Here is a 20,140-nt window from a genome sequence, read left to right as displayed (position 1 = left end):
CTTCTCAGACTGATATCGGGGCGACGTCGATCCAGCGCCGCTCCTTCCAGCTCCTCAGCGCGCATTCGGCGAGCTGCACGCCCTTGGCGCCTTCGAGCAGGGTGTATTTGTAGGGCGCGTCCTCGCAGACATGGCGGATGAACATCTCCCACTGTTCCTTGAAGCCGTTGTCGTAGACGACGTTCTCAGGCAGCTTCTGCCAGTCGGCATAGAAATCATGCATCCGCTTCTCGTCCGGATTCCACACCGGCCGCGGCGTCGCCTGGCGTGCCTGGATCACGCAGTCGGTCAGGCCCGCCACCGCCGAGCCATGGGTGCCGTCGACCTGGAAGGTGACGAGGTCGTCGCGGTAGACACGCGTCACCCAGCTCATGTTGATGTGCGCAATGACGCCACCCTTCAGGCGGAACGTGGCGTAGGCGGAATCATCGGCGGTCGCCTGGTATTTCTTGCCCTTCTCGTCATAGCGCTCGGGGATGTCAGTCGTGCCGAGGCAGGTCACGCTCTCGACTTCGCCGAACAGATTGTCGAGCACGTAGCGCCAGTGGCAGACCATGTCGAGGATGATGCCGCCGCCGTCCTCGGCGCGGTAGTTCCACGACGGCCGCTGCGCTTGCTGCCAGCCGCCCTCGAACACCCAATAGCCGAACTCGCCGCGCACCGAGAGCATGCGGCCGAAGAAGCCGGAGTCGCGCAGGAAAGCGAGCTTCTTCAGGCCCGGCAGGAACAGCTTGTCCTGCACACGGTGCCGTGCTTGAGGCCCCTGGCATTGGCGAGCTTCACCACCGCAACGGCCTCCTCGAGATTGGTCGCGATCGGCTTCTCGCAATAGACATGCTTGCCGGCATTGATCGCCTTGGTCAGCAGCGAGGGCCGCGCCTGCGTGGTCGCGGCGTCGAAGAACACGGTGTCGCCGTTGTCCGCGAGCGCACGATCGAGATCGGTGGTGTGGCGTTCGATGTTGTAGCGTTTTGCCAACGCGCCGACCTTCTCGGCGTCGCGGCCGACCAGGATCGGATCGGGCATGACGCGGTCGCCGTTCGCGAGCTGCACACCGCCCTGCTCGCGGATCGCGACGATCGAGCGGATCAGATGCTGGTTGAGCCCCATCCGGCCGGTGACGCCGTTCATGATCAGGCCGAGGCGTTTGGTCGTCATACTGCTTGCTCCTGCGAAACGCGTGGTGTTGGCCGCTTGAGCGGCTGCATGGTGGACCAGTCCGGATGGATCGAACTGGCAAAGCCCGGCGCGGCGGCGATCGATTCCGTCAGCAGATCGCCGTCATGGATCGCGAGGCGGACCTTGCTGCCCGCGCGCGTGTAGAGATCGGAATGCGCGGTGAAGAAGGCGTCGGCCTCGTCAGCCGGGGTGTCGGCAAAGCCATCGACATAATGATGTCCGTTGCGCTCGGCATGGGTGACGCCGATCAGCGCCCCGAGCGCGAGGTCCTGCTGCACGCCGAGCCCGGCCTGGCAGGTCAGGTCCTCGCCGCTGATGAAATACCCGCCGCTCTCAGCGTTCCACGCCGCCGCGCGGGTGGCGTTGATGATGGACTTGTAGATGCCCTTGCAGGATTTCGAGGAGATGCCGCGATAGCCGAGCACGCGGGCCTGCGGGAATGCGTCATAGGAATCGTCGGCTTCGTCGATGATGATGCCGTACGCCGCCAGTTTCCCGAGCGGCGAGGCTCTTGTGATATCGCGCGGCATCGGCTGCTCGATATAGAGCAGGTTTGCCCTGATCGGCTGCAGCGCCGCGTCATGGTCGAGCCGGTCGACCAGCGCGTTCAGCGCGGCAAGGTCGGCATATTGCTCGTTGGCGTCGAGCGTGATCCTGGTTGCGTAAGGCAGCTTTGCGAGCTCGCCGCCGATCCGCGCCAGCCGCGCCGCGTCATGTGCGGGATCGCCGTTCAGCTTAAGCTTGAAATAGCGCGCACCGGCGTTCTCGTTGCGGTCGGCGACGCCGCCCTCGCCTTCAACCTTGTCGTCCATTCCGACCGTGTGCCTGACGGCGACACGCTCGAGCCGTTGGCGCGTCGACAGAAACCGCGCGATCGCCGCGTCGTCTAGATCAGGCGTCAGCCGCTCGTCGATGCCGGCGATATTGCCGGCCATGCCGTCGAAGAAGTTCGCGCCGGCGGCGCGCAGCAGCGCATCCAGGATCGCCTTGTCGATCTCGGCCGGGCCAAAGCCGGCGGCAAGCGGCGGAATGTCTTCAGCTGCGCAGGCCGCAACCTGCGGGCCGATACGTTCGGCGTGGAGGCCAAACGCGGTCTCAAGACCCTTGTTCGCCAGATAGAGCCCGCGCGCGATCGCAAGCGAGCGGCGAAGCCCGTCGAGCGACTGCGCTTCGGTGAGATGCGGCCGCTTGTCGAACCATTTCGGCGCCAGCATCTCGGCGCTGGCGCCGGTGGCGCGGCCCTTGCCTTCCACCTCGATCTCGACCCGCACGAACATCTGCGTCGATGCGGTGATCGTCACCGCGCCGAAGCGGAACGGCCGGGCGAACACCAGCGGCCGTTCGAAGAAGGCGATATCGTTGACTTTGAGGCGAAGCGGCATTGACGGCTCGGGTGTTAGTCCAGCGACCCCTGTGAGAAGAAATGCTTCCGGATCCGCTGCACCAGTTCGTTGAAGACAGGATCGGACATCGTCTCGAGCGAGCGCAGCCGTGGCATCGGCACGTCGTAGATCGCGGCGATCGCGCCGGGCCGCTCGGTCATCACGAGCACGCGGTCGGCGAGGAACACGGCTTCCGGGATCGAGTGCGTGATCAACAGGACCGTCTTGCCGGTCTCGCGCTGGATCCGCATCAATTCGACATTCATCCGCTCGCGCGTCATGGCGTCGAGCGCGCCGAACGGCTCGTCCATCAGCATGATCTTGGGGTCGTGCACCAGGGCGCGACAGATCGAGGCGCGCTGCTGCATGCCGCCGGAAAGCTGCCAGGGCAGCTTCTTCTCGAAACCTTCGAGGCCGACCAGCTTCAGCAGATCCTTGGCGCGCGCGAGATACTTGTCCCGCGGCAGCTGCTTCATGTCGATCGGCAACATCACGTTGGAGAGGATGTTGCGCCACGGCAGCAGCAGCGCGTTCTGGAACACGATGCCGACATTGCCGTGCGGCCTGGTCACCGGCTCGCCGTCGACCAGCACCTCGCCGGTCGTCGGCGGCAGCAGGCCCGAGATCATCTTGAGCAGGGTGGACTTGCCGCAGCCGGAGGGCCCGACCACGACAAAGAACTCGCCGTCGTTGATGGTGAAGTCGAGCGGCCGCAGCGACGGCACATCGCCGTCGCGTGACCGGTAGGTCTTCGAGACGCCGGAGAGTTTGATACCCGGCGTGGCATCCGCGGCGCGGTCCGACACCAGGCGCAGATGCGCGGCGGGCTGAACATCGGCTGGTTTGGTTGCAGGATTCATTCTGTCGAATCCACTAGGATGTAGAATGCTGTCATTCCGGGATGGTCCGAAGGACCAGACCCGGAATCTCGAGATTCCGGGTTCGATGCTTCGCATCGCCCCGGAATGACGGTGTTTGTTGCGCTCACGAGTCACCCTTCGGCAGATAGTCGTTGGTGTAGAACGCCTTCGGATTGGCCTTGGCCTTGGCGTCGAGGCCGCCATACTCGACCATCAAATTGACCGACTCGGTCATGTTCTGGTCGGTGACCTGGAACGGCCGCTTGGTCCTGGTCTCCGGCGTACGATAGAGCGGGATCGTCAGCTCGAAGCCTTGCGTCAACGTGTCGATCTTGCCGCCCTTCGGGTTGGCGTCGAGGATCGACTGCGCAGCCGCCTTGGGGTCCTTCTCCGCGGCTTCCACCGCCTTTGTCGTCGCCGACATGAAGCGGCGGACCAGGTCGGCATTGGCCTTCACATAGTCGGAGTTCGCGATGATGCCCGACGACACCATGTTGATGCCGTAGTCGGCGAACTTGATCGGATAGACGTCCTTGCCGGTGGCGTCCTTGATCTTCATCGACTGGTCCATGACGTAGCCGAGCAGCAGGTCGGCCTGGCCGTTGATCACGGCGTTGAGCTTGGTCTGGCCGTCGCCGGCGACGGTGTTGAAATCGCTTTCCTTCAGACCGGTCTTCTTCAGGAACAGCGGCCAGATCTGCGTCATCGAATCCGCCGGCGTGATCGCGACCGTCTTGCCCTTGATGTCCTCCGGCTTCCTGATGTTCTTGTCGGCAAGGCTCATCGCCGACATCGGGCTGGTCTGCAGCAGCACGCCGGTGGCAATCACCGGCGCACCCTTCACGGCCGCGCGCATCATCGTCGGCACGTCGACATAGCCGAAATCGGCGGTCTTGGCGGCCACCGCCTGCGTGGTCGCGGCCGAGCCGCGGCCTTCCTGGATCTCGAGGTCGATGCCCTCAGTGGCATAGATGCCCTTGGCCTTGCCGTAATAGAACGGCGCGTGCTCGCCGTAGACGTACCAGTTCAGCATCAGCACGACCTTGTCGGCCGCAGATGCAGGGGCCACCGCAAGCGCGGTCCAGGCCAGTGCGGCAATGACAGCAGTAATCAATCGCATCACGTTCTCTCCCTGTTTTTCGTCATTGCGAGGAGCGAGAGCGACGAAGCAATCCATTTCTCAGCTTGTGGCGCGATGGATTGCTTCGCTTCGCTCGCAATGACGGTTTCCCTTTTCGTTAGGTGGCTCTGCGATATCCCTAGGAAGCAAAAATGATGTCATCGCGCTGGCTGACGTGCCAGGGGATCACCAGCCGCTCGATGCGGTCGACGATCCAGAACAGGATGACGCCGAGCAGCGCGAGGATCACCAGCGCGGCGAACATCGTCGGCAGGTCGAAGGTGCCGATCGAGCGCTGCATCACATAGCCGATGCCGGAATTGGAGCCGACGAACTCGCCGACGACGGCGCCGACCACGGCGAGCGTCACCGAGACTTTCAGGCCGGAGAAGATCGCGGGCATCGCGTGCGGCAGGTTGACCGCACGGAACACCTGGAAGCGGCTGCCCTGCATCGCGCGCGCCAGATCGACCATATCAGGGTCGACCGACTTGAAGCCCTGCACCGCCGACACCACCACGGGGAAGAAGCCGAGCAGGAACGCGGAGATCACCTTAGGGATGATGCCGAAGCCGAACCACACCACGAACAGCGGCGCGATCGCGATCTTCGGCACGGATTGGGAGAACACCAGCAGCGGATAGACGTAGCTCTCGATCGTCTTCGAGCCCGCGATCAGCATCGCAACGGGAATGCCGAACAGCGCCGAGAGCAGGAAGCCGCAGATCGTTGCATAGGTTGTCGGCCAGGACTGCCGCAGCAGTTCCGGCCAGTCGCTCCACAGCACCGCGACGACGTCGCCGGGCGAGGGAATTTGGTAGGCGGGAATATGGAACAAGCGGATCGCGAGGTCCCAGGCCGCCACGATGACAACCAAAAACAGGAACGGACGTACCCACGCCGCATTCAGCACCTTCGACAGGCCCGAAGGGCTCTTTGCCTCCGCCACGTCACGCTCCCTTTGCAGTCTCTCTATTCGTTCAGAAATTAACCCGTTGGATAAATACTGTCCAGCCCCAAGCGCGCGGCAAAATCGCGCCGAAATACGCGACTTTCGTCAGGTGAGAATTTTTGTCGGATGAGACTTCGTAGCCCGGATGAAGCGCAGCGAAACCCGGGACCGCTATCCGCGCATGCAACTCCCCGGATTGCGCGGAGCCTGTCATCGGGCGCGCGTTCGCGCGACCCGTTGGCTCCATCCGGGCTACGGATCACCGCAATGATCGCAAGACCTCACACCACGCGGTGCTCGGCCGCGCGCAGCACCGGCATCGCGCCGCCGAACGCCGCCGTGGATTTGCCGGTCAGCGCCGCCAGCACCAGCGCGGTCATGTGCTCGAGGCGCTCGTCGCGGGCGTCCTTCTTCAAGAGGTCGCGGCCGAAGATCACGCTCAGCGTGGCGCTGTTGGAGAGATAGAAGAATGCGAGCCCGGCGATCGAGATGTAGAGCTGCACCGGATCGACCGCGACGCGGAAATCGCCGCTCTCGACCCCGCGCGTCACCACGGTGCGGATCATCTCGACAAAGGGCGAGTGCATCGACTTGACCTTGGTCGAACGCTTCAGGTGTTTTGCCTTGGCGAGGTTTTCGGTGTTCAGCAGCGCCAGGAACTCGGGGTTGCGCAGAAAATAGTTCCACGTGAAGTCGATCAGGCGCCCGATTGCCTCGGGCGGATCGAGATGCTCGAGATCGAGGGTGCGTTCCTCGGCACGGATCTTCTCATAGGCGCCTTCCAGCACCTCGAGATAAAGATCCTCTTTGTTGCCGACGTGGTAGTACAGCATACGTTTGTTGGCGTCGGCATTGGCCGCGATGCGGTCGACCCGCGCCCCGGCGAGGCCATGGGCGGCGAATTCCTGCTTGGCCGCCTCGAGAATCCGCAGCCGCATCCCCTGGGGGTCGCGCTGCCATCTCTGTATTCGCTTTGCCTTGGCCAAATCGATCGCCCGTGATGCTGAATTGATGAATGTAGCATGACGAACGACGTTTGAGAACGAATGTTGTCGTGACGGCCATGCGGGAATATTTCTCGCAGACGCGGCATGCAGCGTCCTCCCTGCCATTCCCGGATGCACGCTGTCGTGACGACGCGCGCATGAAACGCGGCCTAGGACCGATCGACATTCATTGCATCCAGATCATTGCGGCAGCGAGATGGATGAAGCCGGTAAAGTTGTCAGATCGCCTGTCATAACGGGTTGCCAAGCGTCGGAAGTGTTTGAGCTGGCCAAAGCAGCGCTCGATGCGGTTGCGCTGTTTGTATGCGTCGGCGTCGTGCGGAATGATGATCCTGCGGGTGCGGTTTGACGGGATCACCGCCGTTGCGCCGATTTCCGCGATGATCGCACGCAGGGCGTTGCTGTCATAGGCCTTGTCGGCGAGCACGGCATCGCCGCTTTGGCCGTGGAGCAGTGCCGGCGCCTGGGTGATGTCATTAACTTGCCCAGCCGTGACGATGAAGCGGAGCGGACGGCCGAGCGCATCAGCCAGCATGTGGATCTTGGTGGTCAGTCCACCTCGGGAACGCCCCAGCGCCTGATCTTTGGCCCCCCTTTTCCGCTCGTCGCCTGCTGGTGGGCGCGAACGATGGTGCTGTCGATCATCAGATACTGGTTGTCGCGATCGGCGGTCAGAGCAGCGAACACGCACTCCCAGACGCCGGCATGGCACCAGCGGCTGAAGCGCTGATGCACCGTTTTCCACTTGCCGTACCGTTCCGGCAGGTCGCTCCAGTGTGCGCCCGATCGCAAAACCCACAAACATCCGTTGACGAACAGTCGATTGTCCGCAGCCGTACGTCCCGGGTCGCCAGCTTTCCCCGGCAGCAGTGGCGCAATCCTCGCCCATTGCGCCTCCGTCAGCTCATATCGTTTCGCCGCCACCATCTGCTCCGTGTCTCGAATCACGGAACTCTATGAATCAGCGATCAAACCGCTTGGGAATCCTGAATGTCGATCGGTCCTAGTCCGGCTTTCCTTGTGAAGGCTGCACCAGAAGCGTCGGCACACCGCATGTGCTGTTGCGCACCGTCATCACGCGCGTGCCGGGCTTGCGGCCGGTACGAACCTCGGAGACGTCGACGCCAGCGGCGATCAGCCGCGCACGTGTGGCGTCGATATCGGTGACGCGCCAGCAGATGCCGCGCAGCCGGTCCGGCGCGTCCGTCTCCGATTTGCCCGGCCGGTGCGTGACCTCGACCACGAGGTCGCCGCAGCGGAAGAACATCAGCCGGCCCCACTCCGGATGCGACCGGTCGAGCGCCATGTCGAGCCCGAGCCGCGCGCCATAGAGCGCGGCGGCGCGTTCCGGGTCGGCGGTCGAAACCACCACATGATCCATCGCGGTGATCGATGCGGTCGTGGTACGCACCGACAACGGCCGCTCCTGCTCGCGTTCCAGGAAGAACATGCGCACGCCGCGCGTCGCATCGGTCGCGGCCCGCGTACGCTTCCACGACAGCACGGCGCCGCTGGTCTCGTCGCGGCTTTCGACTTCAGTGACGGGTTCGGGCTTCAGCGTCAGCCGGTCGAGCCGGCGGTGTGTCCTGGCGATGTCGCTGGTGCGGAAGCAGAGGCTCGCAAGCCCCTCACCTTGCGTAACGAGCGCGCTGCGGATGCGCTGGGCTGCGTCATCGTCGCCGAGCGGCGCCACCAATTCCAGCGTGGTGTTGTCGAGCGTGAACAGCGCGCGGTTCGCACCACCGCCACTGTAGCGCCAGGAAGGCGTCCGCGCGAACAGCGCCTCATAGGCCGCGCTGGCAGCAGCGATGTCACTGGTCAGGACGACGATGTGATCGAGACCGGTAATCATGGCTGCAACCTCCCCGAATCTGCCGTCATTGTGTTTCTCCCTTAACCCAACCCGGAACCACGGACTGCCGCCGGCCGTTATGCCGCATGCCAGAACGGCCCGGCGCAGCCATCATCTCTACCTGTAAACCAGGCAGGGTTGCGAATATTTTCAGCGATATCGGCCGATCAGCAATGCTAGTCTGGAACCGCCGGCCGGGACCACACCAAGCCACGACGGAAAGCGAATGCAGGCCCTCTTCATCGGACAGACCTATATCGACGTCACCTTCATCACAGATCACATGCCTGTTGGCGACGAAAAGCACGTCGCCGACGCCTATGCGGTGTCGTTCGGCGGCAACGCCGTGACCGCAGCATTCTGCTGCGCCAAGCTCGGCGTCCCGCCGGACCTGATCGCCACCATGGCCAATGACTGGCTGGGACGGATGTTCTGGGACATGGCCGACAGGTACGGCATCTCGTTCCACCCCCGCAAAGTCAACTCCTCCTCGCTGTCCTTCATCATGCCGAACGACGGCAAGCGCGCCATCGTCCGCTGCCGCGACGACCAGCACATCCATCCTTTTCCGCTGCTGAACATCAAGGGCTGCCGCGCGTTGCACATCGACGGCCACCAGCCGGACGCCGCGATCCATTATGCGAAGCTGTGCCGCGAGGATGGCATCCTGACCTCGCTCGACGGCGGCGGCCTGCGCACCAACACCCACGATCTGCTCGCATTCATCGACATTGCGATCGTCGCCGAACGCCTGTGCGAGCAGATGGACAAGACGCCGGAGCAGATGCTCGACTATCTCAAGGGTCGCGGCTGCAAGGTCGGCGGCGTCACCATGGGCGAGCGCGGCCTGCTCTGGTATGACGAGGCCGGCACAGTGCGCACGCTGCCGGCCTTTCCCGATCCCGCGCGCGCGCGTGATCGACACCAACGGCGCCGGCGACGTCTTCCACGGCGCCTACATCTACTCTTACCTTTCGAACCCGAGCAAAGGCTGGCATGAGCACTTCAAGTTCGCGCGTGCAGCCTCGACCTTCAAGATCCAGAAGCTCGGCAACGAGGCCGGCTTGCCGACACTCGCCGATATCGCAGCGGTCAAGCAGGAATTTCGCGCCGAGGCCTGATATCGGTGAACGGGGCTAGTCATGAGGCACGTCTTCATCGCCGGCAGCATCAATATGGACGTGGTGGCGACCGCCGAGCGCCATCCGCGGATCGGCGAAACCGTCGCCGGCGAGGCCGTGCTCTATTTTCCCGGCGGCAAGGGCGCCAACCAGGCGGTGGCTTCGGCCAAGCTCGGCGTAGCGACCACGCTGATCGGCCGGCTCGGCACCGATGCGTTCGGCAAGGAGCTGCGAGCGTTCCTTGCCGCGCAAGGCGTCGATCTCACCTCGGTCAAGACCACGCACGGCACGCATTCCGGCACGGCGATCATCACGCTCGCCAATGCCGACAACACGATTGTCGTCGTGCCAGGCGCCAACGGGCTCGTTGACGCTCATGATGTCAAGGTCCCCTCACTTATGAAGGGTGACGTCGCGGTCAGCCAGTTCGAGATCCCGCTGCCGGCGATCGCTGCCTTCTTCCGACGCGCCCGCGCCGTCGGCGCCACCACGATCCTCAATCCGGCACCGGCAAAACAGGCCGACAAGGCTCTGCTCGATCTCGTCGACATCCTCGTTCTGAACGAGACCGAACTCGGCTACCTGACTGGCACGGGGCTGCGCGACAGCGACACGCCGGAGCGCTTCTCCGAGGCGGCCCGGGCGTTGGGGCAAGGCAGGATCGTCTGCGTCACGCTCGGAAAGCGCGGCGTGCTGGCGCTGGTCGACAACCAGCCGCTGCTCGTGCCGGGACGCGAGGTCAAGGCCGTCGACACCACAGGCGCCGGCGATTGCTTCGTCGGCGCCCTCGCCTCACAGCTCGCCATCGGCAAGCCGCTCGGCGACGCGCTGGCCTACGCCAACGCCGCCGCCTCGATTTGCGTGCAACGGATGGGAGCCGCGCCGTCGATGCCGACGGCGGATGAGGTGGAGGACGCTCTCTCCCCAAGTCGTCCCGGCGAAGGCCGGGACCCATAACCACCGGCCACAGTTTGGGGGCACACGCGTGGCAACTGCGTTCGTCTCCGCCAACGACTGCCGCGGAGTATGGGTCCCGGCTTTCGCCGGGACGACGCTTGCTTACATTTGCGCCAGCGCACTCTTCAGATCAAAGCTCGCATCCGCCGCCTGCTCCGGCGTAATCGAGCCGCCGGCGCCGAGCAGCCGGCGACCGAACATGTGATCGCCGGCGCGATTGATCGATTCGATGCCGAGCAGCTTGTCGCCGCGATAGCAGAACGCCGAGAACGCGCCCTGCGCGCGGTCGCCGCGCACTACGACGCGGTCGTAGCCGGTGGTGAGACCCGCCATCTGCAGCTTGTCGGGGCCCTGGTCGCTCCAGAACCACGGCAGACCGTCATAGACCTCGGTCTTGCCGGTCAGCCGCGACGCCACGCAGCGCGCATGGTCGGTCGCATTCTGCACCGACTCCAGCCGCAGCGACCCGCCGAAGCGTTTGCTGGTATAGAGCGCGCAATCGCCGATCGCGGAGACATTCGGATCGGCGGTCAACAGATGCTCGTCGACGATGATGCCGGATGCCACCGGCAGCCCGGCCTCCGCCGCAAGCTCGACATTCGGCAGCACACCGACGCCGACCACGACGAGGTCGGCCGGGATATGCGTGCCGTTGCTCAGGCTGACACCGGTAACCTTGCCGCCATCGGCCTCGATCGCCGTGACCTGCACCCCGAGGTGAATCCGGATGCCGGCCGCGCTGTGGCGGGATTGCGAGAACTCGGAAATCTCCGCGGTCACCGCCCGCGCCATCACGCGGGAGGCAAGCTCGACCACGTCGACCTCGAGGCCCTTGGCCCGGGCAGTGGCGGCGAATTCGAGCCCGATGAAGCCCGCACCGATCACGACGACGCGCATGCCGGGCGCGATCAAGTCGCGCAGCGCCTGGCTCTCATCCAGAATGCGCAGGTAGCGGACTGCGTCGAGCTTGGCGTTGGGGATATCCAGCAGCCGGTTCCGCGCGCCGGTTGCGAACACCAGGTGTCCGTAATCGAGCGACGCGCCGGAGGCGAGCGCCACCTTCCGCGCATTGCGGTCGATCGCATGGGCGCGATCGGTGATCAGCTCGATCTTGTTGTCCTGGTAGAACTTGTCGGGCCGGAACATCAGGCTCTCGGGCCCGCCGGTCCCTTTCAGATAGGCCTTCGACAGCGGCGGCCGCTGATACGGCAAATGGCCTTCGTCATTGATCAGGGCGATGCGCTCGGCGAAGCCGGCCTGGCGCAGCGACGCCGCGAGCTGGAAGCCGGCGTGTCCGGCGCCGACGATGATGACCGAGCCTGTCATCGGAACAACCCAAATACGCGCGAGCAGGAGTGACCCATGCCGTTTCCTCTTGTCGATGTTAGCTTGCTTGCCCCGTCCCCACAGCGCTCGTGTCTGCGTACCGAAGGCGCACGCCATTTGGCCTCATGGCTCGTACCGATGCAAGGGGGTCCCAGGCGATTCTGGGCGCGCCCGCGGCCCCCGGGCGCGCCGGGCCGGATTGCCACGGCTCCCGCCAAGGCCTTAAATGTCCGGAACCAACAAGCCCAAGGTCTTCAATATGCCAGCACCCGCCCCCTCCGCCACCGACCCCGCTTTGCTCCGCATCGACGGCGCCATCGCGACCATCACACTGAACCGGCCGGCCGCGTTCAACGCGATCGACATGACGATTGCCAAGAAGCTCGAGCAGCTCAGCGCCGAGGTCGAAGCCAACAAGGACGTTCGCGTACTGGTCATCGAGGGCGAAGGCCGCGCCTTCTGCGCCGGTGGCGATTTGCAGACCATCGGCGCCGCGACCGAAGCCAACAATGTCGCCCCCGTGGTCGGCGAGATGCTTCACCACTACCATGCCTTCATCGAGACGGTCCGGCGGATGCCGAAGATCGTGCTATCCAGCGTGCATGGTTCGGCGGCCGGAGCCGGCATGGGCCTCGCGTTCGTGACCGACCTGTGTATCGCCGCAGAGGATGCCCGCTTCACGCCCGCCTATGCCAAGATCGGCGTATCGCCGGATGGCGGCAGCACGGTCGGCATCGTCGGCACGGTCGGTACCCGCCGCGCGCTGCAGATTTTCCTGGCCGAGGATGGCTTCACCGCGCAGCAGGCCTATGAATGGGGTCTCGTCGTCAAGACCGTCCCCGCGGCCGAGCTGAAGGCAGCGACGCGGCAGCTCGCCGAGCGCCTGGCGCAGAATCCGCCCGCCGCAATCGCGGGGACCAAATCACTGGTCTATCAGGCCGCCACCACGCCGACCAATCAGCAGCTCGACGCCGAGGAACACAAGATCATCACGGCGATGCATACCGACGATTTCCGCGTCGCCGTGAAGAAGTTCACCAGCAAGTCGAAGTAGGCGCGACGGACCGGCTAGTTCGGACAGATATAGCCGGTGCCGCCGGGTGCCTTGAAACAGCCGACCGATTCCGGGATCACCTGCTTGGGCAGCCACAGCACGACCTTCGGAAAATAGATCGTGAAGCAGATCGTGACCAGGAACACGACATAGATCGGCAGCGCCGCCCGCAACGCTTTTGCAAAACTGATGCCGACGAATTTTGAGGCCATCAGCAGCACGAGCCCGTACGGCGGCGTGATCAGGCCGAACGCCAGCGTTGCGATCAGCACCACGCCCATATGCACGCCGTTGATGTCGCCCGCCTGGGTCAGCGCGTTGACCAGCGGCATGAAGATGATGATGGTCGGCACCGGCTCGATGAAGTCGCCGACCACGGTGAACAGCAGCACCATCAAAAGCATGATGAGATGCGGGTCGTTGCCGGCGATCGAGGTGATCCAGTCGGCGATGTAGATCGCGCCGCGCAGATAGGCCAGCATCCAGCCGAACGCGTTCGCGGCACCGATCGTGATCAGCGGCAGCGAGAAGATCAGGCCGGCGAGGCAGAAATCATACGGGATCTTCTTCAGGTGCCCGCGGTTCAGCGCCGGGATCACCACGACGATGATGTAGGCGACCGCGACGACCCCGGCCTCGGTCGGCGTGAACCAGCCGGTCAGGATGCCGCCCAGCAGGATCACCGGGATCATCATCGGCAGCGCCGCGTCACCGGCGGCGAACGCAACCTGGCGCAGCGGCGCACGCGGCTTGCGCAGGCCCGAGGGACCGAAGAAGTAGCAGTAGATCATCAGCCCGAAGCCGATCATCAGTCCGGGGACCACACCGGCCATGAACAGCCCGGCGATCGAGACATTGCCGACCGCGCCATAGACGACCGCCGTGATGCTCGGCGGCACCAGCGCTGCGATCGTCGACGCCGAGGCGATGATCGCGGCGATGAAGGCCGGCTCGTACCCTTCCCGCCGCATCGGCCCACCGAGCGCCCGGCTCATGACCGCGACGTCGGCGGTGGTCGAGCCGGACATCTCCGAGAAGAACATGCTGAAGACGACGACGACCTGCGACAGCCCGCCCCTGATATGGCCGACCAGCGAGACCGAGAGATTGGCGATGCGGACCACGACATTTGCGGAGCTCATGAGCTCGCCGACCAGCAGGAAGAACGGGATCGCAAGCAGCGCCTCGGAATCGACGCCGTCGAAGACCTTCTGGATGATCGCCGCCAGCGAGACGTCTGATAGCACTGCGCCGACGAACACGCCAGCCATCAGCGAGAACGGCACGGGCACGCCGAGATAGCCGAAGAACAGGAAGCAGAACGACATCAGCGCAAACACGACCGGTGCGCTCACGGCTGCACTCCCGTCGTCGCGCGGGTATCGATCGCAGGAATCGGAAGGTGGTCATCCGGCGGCTCCGGATGGTCGAAGCCATTGCGGATCCCATTGACGAGCTGCTCGATCGTGAACAGGCCGATCAGGATGCCGGACAGCGGGATCACCGCATAGAGCGAGGCGATCGGCGTACCGGACGGCAGGCGGAAGCTGCCGAAGCCTCGGAGGTAATTTTGATAGCCGTACCAGACCAGGCAGAAGGCGACACCCAGCACCACCAGACGGATGACGATCTCGACGATCAGCCGCGACCTGCCATGCAGCGCTTCGGAGATCGCGGTGAGATAGAGATGGTCGTTGCGCCGTGTCGCGACCGCGGCCCCGATGAAGATCGCGTAGATGAACAGCGTCGAGGTCACCTCCTGCAGCCACAGCCAGGGATGACCGATGGTGCGGGTGACGATATCGGCGGTCACCGACAGCGAGAAGCCGAAGCACAGCAGGCCGCACAGCATCATCAGGATCAGCTCGAGCCGGTCGAGCGCCCGCCATTTCAGATGCAGCTGCCGTTGCAGCACCAGTGTGTCGGCGATGGCCATCGAATGCTCCGTCCTCGTATGTCGTCCCGGCGAAGGCCGGGACCCATAACCACCGGCGCCTGATGCTTTGAGAAAGAACGGCGGCCCGGTGCTTCAATGGACGAGCCGCGGCGTATGGGTCCCGGCCTTCGCCGGGACGACGCAGGAAGTGGGCTAGTTGACCGCGCGGATCAAATTCTTAATCTTCTCCGCATGCGGCCCGAGATCCTTGGCGAGCTTGTCGAGATAGGGATCGGCGATCGCGGTAAAGCTCTTCTTGTCCACATCCTCGACCACCTTGACGCCGAATGACTTCAGTTTTGCAGCCGCATTCTTCTCCAGTTCGAACGCCTTCGCCGGCTCCTTGGCGCTCACCTCCGCGGCCGCTGTCGTCACCCAGGCCTTCTGCTCGGCTGAAAGGCTCTGCCACAGCCTGTCGCTGATGAACAACAGCGCATTGTTGGCCTCATGCTCGGTCATCGAGAGCACCGGCGCGACTTCGTAGTGCTTATTGACGAGGTAAACATTCACGCTGTTTTCCGCCGCCTCGACGACGCCGGTCTGCAGCGACGTGTACACGCTGCCGAACGGCATATGGACGGTTTGCGCGGCGTAAGCCGGGAAGATCGTGTCTTCCGTAGCCGTCGCCTGAACGCGAATCTTTACACCCTTGAGGTCGCTGACGTTGTGGATTTCCTTCCTGGCGTAGATGCTTCTAACGCCTTGGCTGCCCGTCGCGATGACATGAAGGCCTTGCGACGTGTCGTCGATCATCGCCTTGATCGCGTCAATCACCTTCTGATCGGCAAGGGCCTTCACCACATGGTTGGCGTCGCGGAACAGGAAATGCAGCGACATCACACCGGCCTGCGGCGAGATAGTCGCGGTGTTCGCCGACGAGATGATGGCGAATTCAATGTCTCCGGATTTCACGAGCTGCAGCAGCTGCGGCTCCTGTCCGAGCTGCGCTCCCGGATACTGGTCGACGATCATGGTCCCCTTGCTCAACTCCTTGAGCTTGGCGGAGAACATGTCGTAGGCCACGCTGTATCCGGTGTTGAGCTGCTGATCGTGCGCGAAGCGGTAGTGCTTGACTTCCTGCGCGCCGGCGCCCGCGGAAAGCAGCAGCGCTGCCGCGGCCATGGCAATCCCGACGATCCTGGCTGAATAGCCCATCGCGACGTTCCCCCTGTTTTTAATTGAGGGGGATCATCCCACCAGTCGCGCAGGATTGTCAATAAAACAGAGGCAATCAGCTCGTCGTAGGCGACAACGAGCACCACATCGCAGAAATTATCGACAATTCAGCAGATGCGCCGAACTTTGCAAGCTACTTCCCCTTGGCGCGCATGAAGTCGAAATCGCAGCCCTCATCGGCCTGCAGGATGGTGTCGTTGAAGAGATGCGCGTAGCCGCGCTTGGCCCAATCGGGCGAACCGGCCGGCGCGAGCGCGTCGCGGCGCTTCTGCAATTCGGCCTCGTCGACCAACAGATCGATGCTGCGCTTGGCGACATCGAGCCGGATCATGTCGCCGTTCCGCACCAGCCCGAGCGGACCGCCGACCGCGGATTCCGGCGTGATGTGCAGCACGATGGTGCCGAACGCGGTGCCGCTCATCCGCGCATCGGAGATGCGGACCATGTCCTTCACGCCGGCGCGCGCGAGTTTCTTCGGGATCGGCAGGTAACCCGCCTCCGGCATGCCCGGCGCGCCCTTCGGGCCGGCATTGCGCAACACCAGCACGTCGTCGGCGGTGACATCGAGCGCGGGATCGTCGACCCGCAGCGTCATGTCCTCGACCGATTCGAACACCACGGCGCGGCCGATGTGCTGCAATAGTTTCGGGCTCGCCGCCGACTGCTTGATGACGGCACCGCGCGGCGCGAGATTGCCGTGCAGGATCGCCATCGCGCCTTCGGATTTGATCGGGTTCGCCTTGGAGCGGATCGCGTCCTGCCCCGGCACATCCTCGGCATTGGCGACGACCTCGCGCAAGGTCTGGCCGGTGATGGTTTTGGCATCGAGATCGATCAGGTCGCCGAGCTGCGCCATCAGCTTCGGCACGCCACCGGCGTGATGGAAATGCTCCATGTAGTGTTCGCCCGACGGCTTGAGGTCGACCAGCACGGGGACCTCGCGGCCGAGCTTGTCGAACGCCTCGAGGTCGATCTTGTGCGGCGAGCGGTTGGCGATCGCCGTGAGATGGATCAGGCCGTTGGTCGAGCCGCCGATCGCCTGCATGACGACCTGGGCGTTGCGGAACGAGGACGGCGTCAGGATCTCGCTCGGCTTCGGTCCCTTGGTCTTCGCCATCTCGGCGGCGACGCGGCCGCTGGCCTCGGCGGAACGGAAGCGTTCGGCATGGGGCGCCGGGATCGTCGCGCTCATCGGCAGCGACAGGCCGAACGCCTCGGTGATGCAGGCCATGGTGGAGGCAGTGCCCATCACCATGCAGGTGCCGACCGAGGGCGCGAGGCGGCCGTTCACCGCCTCGATCTCGTTGTCGTCGATCTCGCCGGCGCGATACTTGCCCCACAGCCGGCGGCAGTCCGTGCAGGCGCCGAGCACCTCGCCCTTGTGATGGCCGACGACCATGGGCCCGACCGGAATCACCACCGTCGGCAGATCGGCGCTGATCGCGGCCATGATCTGCGCCGGCAAGGTCTTGTCGCAACCGCCGATCACGATCACCGCATCCATCGGCTGGGCGCGGATCATTTCCTCGGTATCCATCGCCATCAGGTTGCGCAGATACATCGAGGTCGGGTGCGCAAAGCTCTCCGCGATCGAGATGGTCGGGAACACGAACGGCATCGCGCCCGACAGCATCACGCCGCGCTTCACGGCCTCGATGATCTGCGGCACGTTGCCGTGGCAGGGATTGTAGTCGCTGTAGGTGTTGGTGATGCCGACGATCGGGCGATTGAGCGCATCGTCAGAATAGCCCATCGCCTTGATGAACGCCTTGCGCAGGAACAGCGAGAAGCCGGCGTCACCATAGCTTGTCAGTCCCTTGCGAAGTCCGTCGGCCATTTTCTTCTCGTCCCGTGGTTGTTCGGCCGCACTTAAGGAGCGGCAGGAATTATTGTCAATATGAGATAATCCGGTCGCGGCGGGTGGCCGGTCTGCGGCAAAATCGCACCCATTATTGACAATAACCGTGGCGCTATGCTGACCTCAGGCAACGATCCAAAGCCGAGAGCGCATGACAGCCGAGCCCACATTGCCCGAACTCCAGGCCCCCTCGCGCGAGGAGGAACAAGCGGAGGTGATCCGCCGGCTGGAGGAGGACATCATCTTCGGCCGCTTCGCGCCCGGTTTGCGCCTGGTCGAGGATAACCTGATGCAGCGCTACGGCGCGAGCCGGCATTTCGTCCGCCAGGCCCTGTTCCAGCTCGAGCGCCAGGGCATCGTGCTGCGCGAGAAGAATGTCGGCGCCACGGTGCGGTTCTATTCGGCCGAGGAAGTGCGGCAGATCTATGAGGTGCGCGAGATGCTGACGCGGCAGGCCGCGCTGATGATCGCCCTGCCCGCGCCGCAAAGCCTGATCGACCAGTTGAGCGAGCTGCAACGGCACTACTGCATCAAGGCCGAGGCGCAGGACATGCGCGGCATTCACGAGACCAACGATGCGTTCCACCTCGCGCTGTTTTCCGCCTGCGGCAATCCTTACCTCGTCCGCTCATTGCAGGACTACATGAACCTGACGCTGCCGATGCGCGCCAAGAATCTCGCCGACAGCGAGGGCCTCGCATTGTCGCGCCGCCAGCACGAATTGATGATCGAGCTCTTGAAGGGCCGCGACAGCTGGGCGCTGGCGCAGCTTTGCGTCGATCACATGCAGTACAGCAAGGCGGATTATCTCGTCCGCATCTCCAACGACAAAAAGCCGCAATAGCGCGATACGCGGCCTCCTCGTGAAGGAGACGGCGATGCGCTATGTGGCTATATTCCTTGGATCGTTCACCGTGCAGCTTGCGCTCGGCGGCGTCGGCGAAGCGGCCGATCCGCGCGCGACGCAGCTCACCTACGAGCCCTGGACCAAGACGTGCCTGACAGAGGCGAGCTGCTTCGTCGGCGCCGCCGCGCGCGGTCAGTGTTCGCCATCGGGCGGCACACTCAGCGTCTCGCCGCAGAGTAGCAAGCGCGCGATCGTGAGCGCCAATGTCGGAACGCGGACCATGCTGGAAGGCACGATCAGCCTCCGCATCGATCAGGACGAGCCGATCCAGATCGCGAGGCCGCATTGCTACACGCTCGGCTGCGGCGGCACGCTCGAGGCCGACGGCGAAATGATCGAGCGGCTGAAGCACGCGCAGACGATCGCTGTCGAAGCCAAGAACCTCACCGGGCAGACCATAAGCCTCGCCTTTCCCCTCACGCACTTCGCCGAGACCTTTGACGGGCCCGGCAGCCCGCCCAAGACATCCGGGCAAGGTTCGAAGGAGGCGCAGCAGCACACCGAATCCGTGAAGCAACTGCCGCAATGCGAGGACTGATCACTTCTTCCAGTCGATCACCCTCTCCTTGTCGCCGTCGAACCCCATGCTGCAGAACGCGCCGCCCTGGTAATAGTCGCCGACCGGATCCGGCGGCAGCTTGGCCTGCTCGGCCATCGCGTGCTCGCGGAAATCTTCAGCCCTTCCGGTCGGACGATAGCCGAGATCGTAGGCGCGGTGATTGTCCCACCACGAGCGCTCATTGTAGGACGCGCCGTACAGCACCTCGAAATGGATGTCGGGATGCTCGAGCCCGATGCGGCAGAGCTGGACGAGGTCTTCCGGCTTGAGCCAGATCGAGAGCCTGCGGTGGTCGAGCGGCGCCTCGCCGAAATTGCCGATCCGGAGGCACGTGACCTTGATGCCGTGCTTGTCGGCATAGAGCGCGCCGACGCCTTCGCCGAACACCTTGCTCACACCATAGCGACTGTCCGGCCGCGCGGTGACGTCGGTGCCGATGCGGTGATGACGCGGATAGAACCCGACCGCGTGATTGGATGAGGCGAAGATCACGCGCTTGACGCCCTTTTTGCGCGCCGCCTCGAACAGATTGTAGCAACCGATGATGTTGGACTGCAGGATCGCGTCCCAGGGGCCTTCGACCGAATAGCCGCCGAAATGCAGAATGCCGTCGACGCCTTCGCAGATCGCCTCGACCTGTGCGAGGTCGGCGAGATCGGCCGCCTTGAACTTTTCGTTGCTGCCGAGATCGGAGGGCTGCTTGATATCGCTCAGCAGGAGATCCGGATAGATCGGCGACAGCAGCTTGCGCAGGCTCGTTCCGATTCCCCCTGATGCGCCGGTCATCAATATGCGTGGCATGCCGTCCCTCTTCTTTCCTGATTGCTGCGATCGAATTGCGGTCGCAGGCCGACAATGATAGCAAACCAGGCGCTCAAGGAAACACCATCGAAA

Annotated in this window: 16 protein-coding genes and 3 pseudogenes; 5 read left to right on the top strand and 14 right to left on the bottom strand. The window is 64.0% G+C overall.

Annotated elements, in window-relative coordinates; genetic code table 11:
• Window positions 1–4: 4 nt before the first annotated feature.
• The 8 genes and pseudogenes from ACVMIH_RS40580 to ACVMIH_RS40545 all read right to left on the bottom strand — a co-directional run bounded on the left by ACVMIH_RS40580 (window position 5) and on the right by ACVMIH_RS40545 (window position 8,352).
• Window positions 5–1,158 (bottom strand): annotated as a pseudogene (locus ACVMIH_RS40580) (Gfo/Idh/MocA family protein).
• Window positions 1,155–2,561 (bottom strand): enolase-like domain-containing protein, encoded by a 1,407-nt coding sequence (locus ACVMIH_RS40575; RefSeq protein ID WP_057017595.1) that lies wholly within the window; start codon window positions 2,559–2,561, stop codon window positions 1,155–1,157. Before ACVMIH_RS40575 ends, ACVMIH_RS40580 begins: the two are co-directional and overlap by 4 nt.
• Window positions 2,562–2,575: 14 nt before the next feature.
• Complete coding sequence (locus tag ACVMIH_RS40570; protein WP_057017594.1) at window positions 2,576–3,421, bottom strand: ABC transporter ATP-binding protein; 846 nt, start codon at window positions 3,419–3,421, stop codon at window positions 2,576–2,578.
• A gap of 124 nt (window positions 3,422–3,545) precedes the next feature.
• Window positions 3,546–4,544: an ABC transporter substrate-binding protein gene (locus ACVMIH_RS40565; protein ID WP_057017654.1), complete on the bottom strand. Its 999-nt coding sequence runs from the start codon at window positions 4,542–4,544 to the stop codon at window positions 3,546–3,548.
• Window positions 4,545–4,680: 136 nt separating this feature from the next.
• Entirely contained in the window at window positions 4,681–5,490 is an 810-nt protein-coding gene (locus ACVMIH_RS40560) for an ABC transporter permease (protein WP_057017593.1), read from the bottom strand.
• 284 nt (window positions 5,491–5,774) lie between these two features.
• Window positions 5,775–6,431 carry a TetR/AcrR family transcriptional regulator gene (locus ACVMIH_RS40555; RefSeq protein WP_057017592.1) on the bottom strand — a complete coding sequence of 219 codons (657 nt, stop codon included), beginning with the start codon at window positions 6,429–6,431 and terminating at the stop codon, window positions 5,775–5,777.
• Window positions 6,432–6,666: 235 nt separating this feature from the next.
• Window positions 6,667–7,427: pseudogene (locus ACVMIH_RS40550) on the bottom strand (IS5 family transposase).
• 76 nt (window positions 7,428–7,503) lie between these two features.
• A complete protein-coding gene (locus ACVMIH_RS40545; protein WP_057017489.1) occupies window positions 7,504–8,352 on the bottom strand; it encodes a VOC family protein in 849 nt (282 codons plus the stop codon).
• Window positions 8,353–8,578: 226 nt separating this feature from the next.
• Here ACVMIH_RS40545 and ACVMIH_RS40540 point away from each other — a divergent pair.
• Together ACVMIH_RS40540 and rbsK are read left to right on the top strand one after the other, a co-directional pair.
• Window positions 8,579–9,473 (top strand): annotated as a pseudogene (locus ACVMIH_RS40540) (sugar kinase).
• Window positions 9,474–9,494: 21 nt separating this feature from the next.
• On the top strand, window positions 9,495–10,430 hold the full coding sequence (gene rbsK / locus ACVMIH_RS40535; protein ID WP_057017491.1) for a ribokinase: 936 nt from the start codon (window positions 9,495–9,497) through the stop codon (window positions 10,428–10,430).
• A gap of 102 nt (window positions 10,431–10,532) precedes the next feature.
• Here rbsK and ACVMIH_RS40530 read toward each other — a convergent pair whose 3' ends face one another.
• A complete protein-coding gene (locus tag ACVMIH_RS40530) occupies window positions 10,533–11,756 on the bottom strand; it encodes an NAD(P)/FAD-dependent oxidoreductase (RefSeq protein ID WP_057017492.1) in 1,224 nt (407 codons plus the stop codon).
• A gap of 259 nt (window positions 11,757–12,015) precedes the next feature.
• Between ACVMIH_RS40530 and ACVMIH_RS40525 the strand changes: the two genes are divergently transcribed.
• Window positions 12,016–12,810: an enoyl-CoA hydratase/isomerase family protein gene (locus ACVMIH_RS40525; protein ID WP_057017572.1), complete on the top strand. Its 795-nt coding sequence runs from the start codon at window positions 12,016–12,018 to the stop codon at window positions 12,808–12,810.
• 14 nt (window positions 12,811–12,824) lie between these two features.
• Here ACVMIH_RS40525 and ACVMIH_RS40520 read toward each other — a convergent pair whose 3' ends face one another.
• The 4 genes from ACVMIH_RS40520 to ACVMIH_RS40505 all read right to left on the bottom strand — a co-directional run bounded on the left by ACVMIH_RS40520 (window position 12,825) and on the right by ACVMIH_RS40505 (window position 17,759).
• On the bottom strand, window positions 12,825–14,165 hold the full coding sequence (locus ACVMIH_RS40520) for a TRAP transporter large permease (protein ID WP_456866206.1): 1,341 nt from the start codon (window positions 14,163–14,165) through the stop codon (window positions 12,825–12,827).
• On the bottom strand, window positions 14,162–14,746 hold the full coding sequence (locus tag ACVMIH_RS40515; RefSeq protein ID WP_456866203.1) for a TRAP transporter small permease: 585 nt from the start codon (window positions 14,744–14,746) through the stop codon (window positions 14,162–14,164). The genes ACVMIH_RS40520 and ACVMIH_RS40515 overlap by 4 nt, the downstream gene beginning before the upstream one ends.
• Before the next feature lie 153 nt (window positions 14,747–14,899).
• Complete coding sequence (locus tag ACVMIH_RS40510; RefSeq protein WP_057017493.1) at window positions 14,900–15,901, bottom strand: TRAP transporter substrate-binding protein; 1,002 nt, start codon at window positions 15,899–15,901, stop codon at window positions 14,900–14,902.
• A gap of 154 nt (window positions 15,902–16,055) precedes the next feature.
• Window positions 16,056–17,759: an IlvD/Edd family dehydratase gene (locus ACVMIH_RS40505; RefSeq protein WP_456866200.1), complete on the bottom strand. Its 1,704-nt coding sequence runs from the start codon at window positions 17,757–17,759 to the stop codon at window positions 16,056–16,058.
• A 172-nt stretch (window positions 17,760–17,931) separates the two neighbouring features.
• Here ACVMIH_RS40505 and ACVMIH_RS40500 point away from each other — a divergent pair, with 172 nt between their 5' ends.
• Both ACVMIH_RS40500 and ACVMIH_RS40495 read left to right on the top strand, forming a co-directional pair.
• Window positions 17,932–18,624 carry a GntR family transcriptional regulator gene (locus tag ACVMIH_RS40500; RefSeq protein WP_057017495.1) on the top strand — a complete coding sequence of 231 codons (693 nt, stop codon included), beginning with the start codon at window positions 17,932–17,934 and terminating at the stop codon, window positions 18,622–18,624.
• A 34-nt stretch (window positions 18,625–18,658) separates the two neighbouring features.
• Entirely contained in the window at window positions 18,659–19,225 is a 567-nt protein-coding gene (locus ACVMIH_RS40495) for an invasion associated locus B family protein (protein ID WP_141340326.1), read from the top strand.
• Here the strand turns inward: ACVMIH_RS40495 and ACVMIH_RS40490 are convergent, their stop codons facing one another.
• Window positions 19,226–20,047 (bottom strand): NAD-dependent epimerase/dehydratase family protein, encoded by an 822-nt coding sequence (locus tag ACVMIH_RS40490; protein WP_456866197.1) that lies wholly within the window; start codon window positions 20,045–20,047, stop codon window positions 19,226–19,228. It lies immediately after the preceding gene.
• Between the last annotated feature and the right edge of the window lie 93 nt (window positions 20,048–20,140).

It is taken from the genome of Bradyrhizobium sp. USDA 4503, from assembly GCF_054055815.1.
This window is presented reverse-complemented; position numbering and strand designations above follow the sequence as displayed.

Excerpts from the sequence above, each read along its gene's own strand:
- ACVMIH_RS40575 (WP_057017595.1), bottom strand. The coding sequence starts at position 2,561 with ATGCCGCTTCGCCTCAAAGTCAACGATATCGCCTTCTTCGAACGGCCG.
- ACVMIH_RS40570 (WP_057017594.1), bottom strand. The coding sequence starts at position 3,421 with ATGAATCCTGCAACCAAACCAGCCGATGTTCAGCCCGCCGCGCATCTG.
- ACVMIH_RS40555 (WP_057017592.1), bottom strand. The coding sequence starts at position 6,431 with ATGCGGCTGCGGATTCTCGAGGCGGCCAAGCAGGAATTCGCCGCCCAT.
- ACVMIH_RS40545 (WP_057017489.1), bottom strand. The coding sequence starts at position 8,352 with ATGATTACCGGTCTCGATCACATCGTCGTCCTGACCAGTGACATCGCT.
- rbsK (WP_057017491.1), top strand. The coding sequence starts at position 9,495 with ATGAGGCACGTCTTCATCGCCGGCAGCATCAATATGGACGTGGTGGCG.
- ACVMIH_RS40530 (WP_057017492.1), bottom strand. The coding sequence starts at position 11,756 with ATGACAGGCTCGGTCATCATCGTCGGCGCCGGACACGCCGGCTTCCAG.
- ACVMIH_RS40525 (WP_057017572.1), top strand. The coding sequence starts at position 12,016 with ATGCCAGCACCCGCCCCCTCCGCCACCGACCCCGCTTTGCTCCGCATC.
- ACVMIH_RS40515 (WP_456866203.1), bottom strand. The coding sequence starts at position 14,746 with ATGGCCATCGCCGACACACTGGTGCTGCAACGGCAGCTGCATCTGAAA.
- ACVMIH_RS40510 (WP_057017493.1), bottom strand. The coding sequence starts at position 15,901 with ATGGGCTATTCAGCCAGGATCGTCGGGATTGCCATGGCCGCGGCAGCG.
- ACVMIH_RS40505 (WP_456866200.1), bottom strand. The coding sequence starts at position 17,759 with ATGGCCGACGGACTTCGCAAGGGACTGACAAGCTATGGTGACGCCGGC.
- ACVMIH_RS40500 (WP_057017495.1), top strand. The coding sequence starts at position 17,932 with ATGACAGCCGAGCCCACATTGCCCGAACTCCAGGCCCCCTCGCGCGAG.
- ACVMIH_RS40495 (WP_141340326.1), top strand. The coding sequence starts at position 18,659 with ATGCGCTATGTGGCTATATTCCTTGGATCGTTCACCGTGCAGCTTGCG.
- ACVMIH_RS40490 (WP_456866197.1), bottom strand. The coding sequence starts at position 20,047 with ATGCCACGCATATTGATGACCGGCGCATCAGGGGGAATCGGAACGAGC.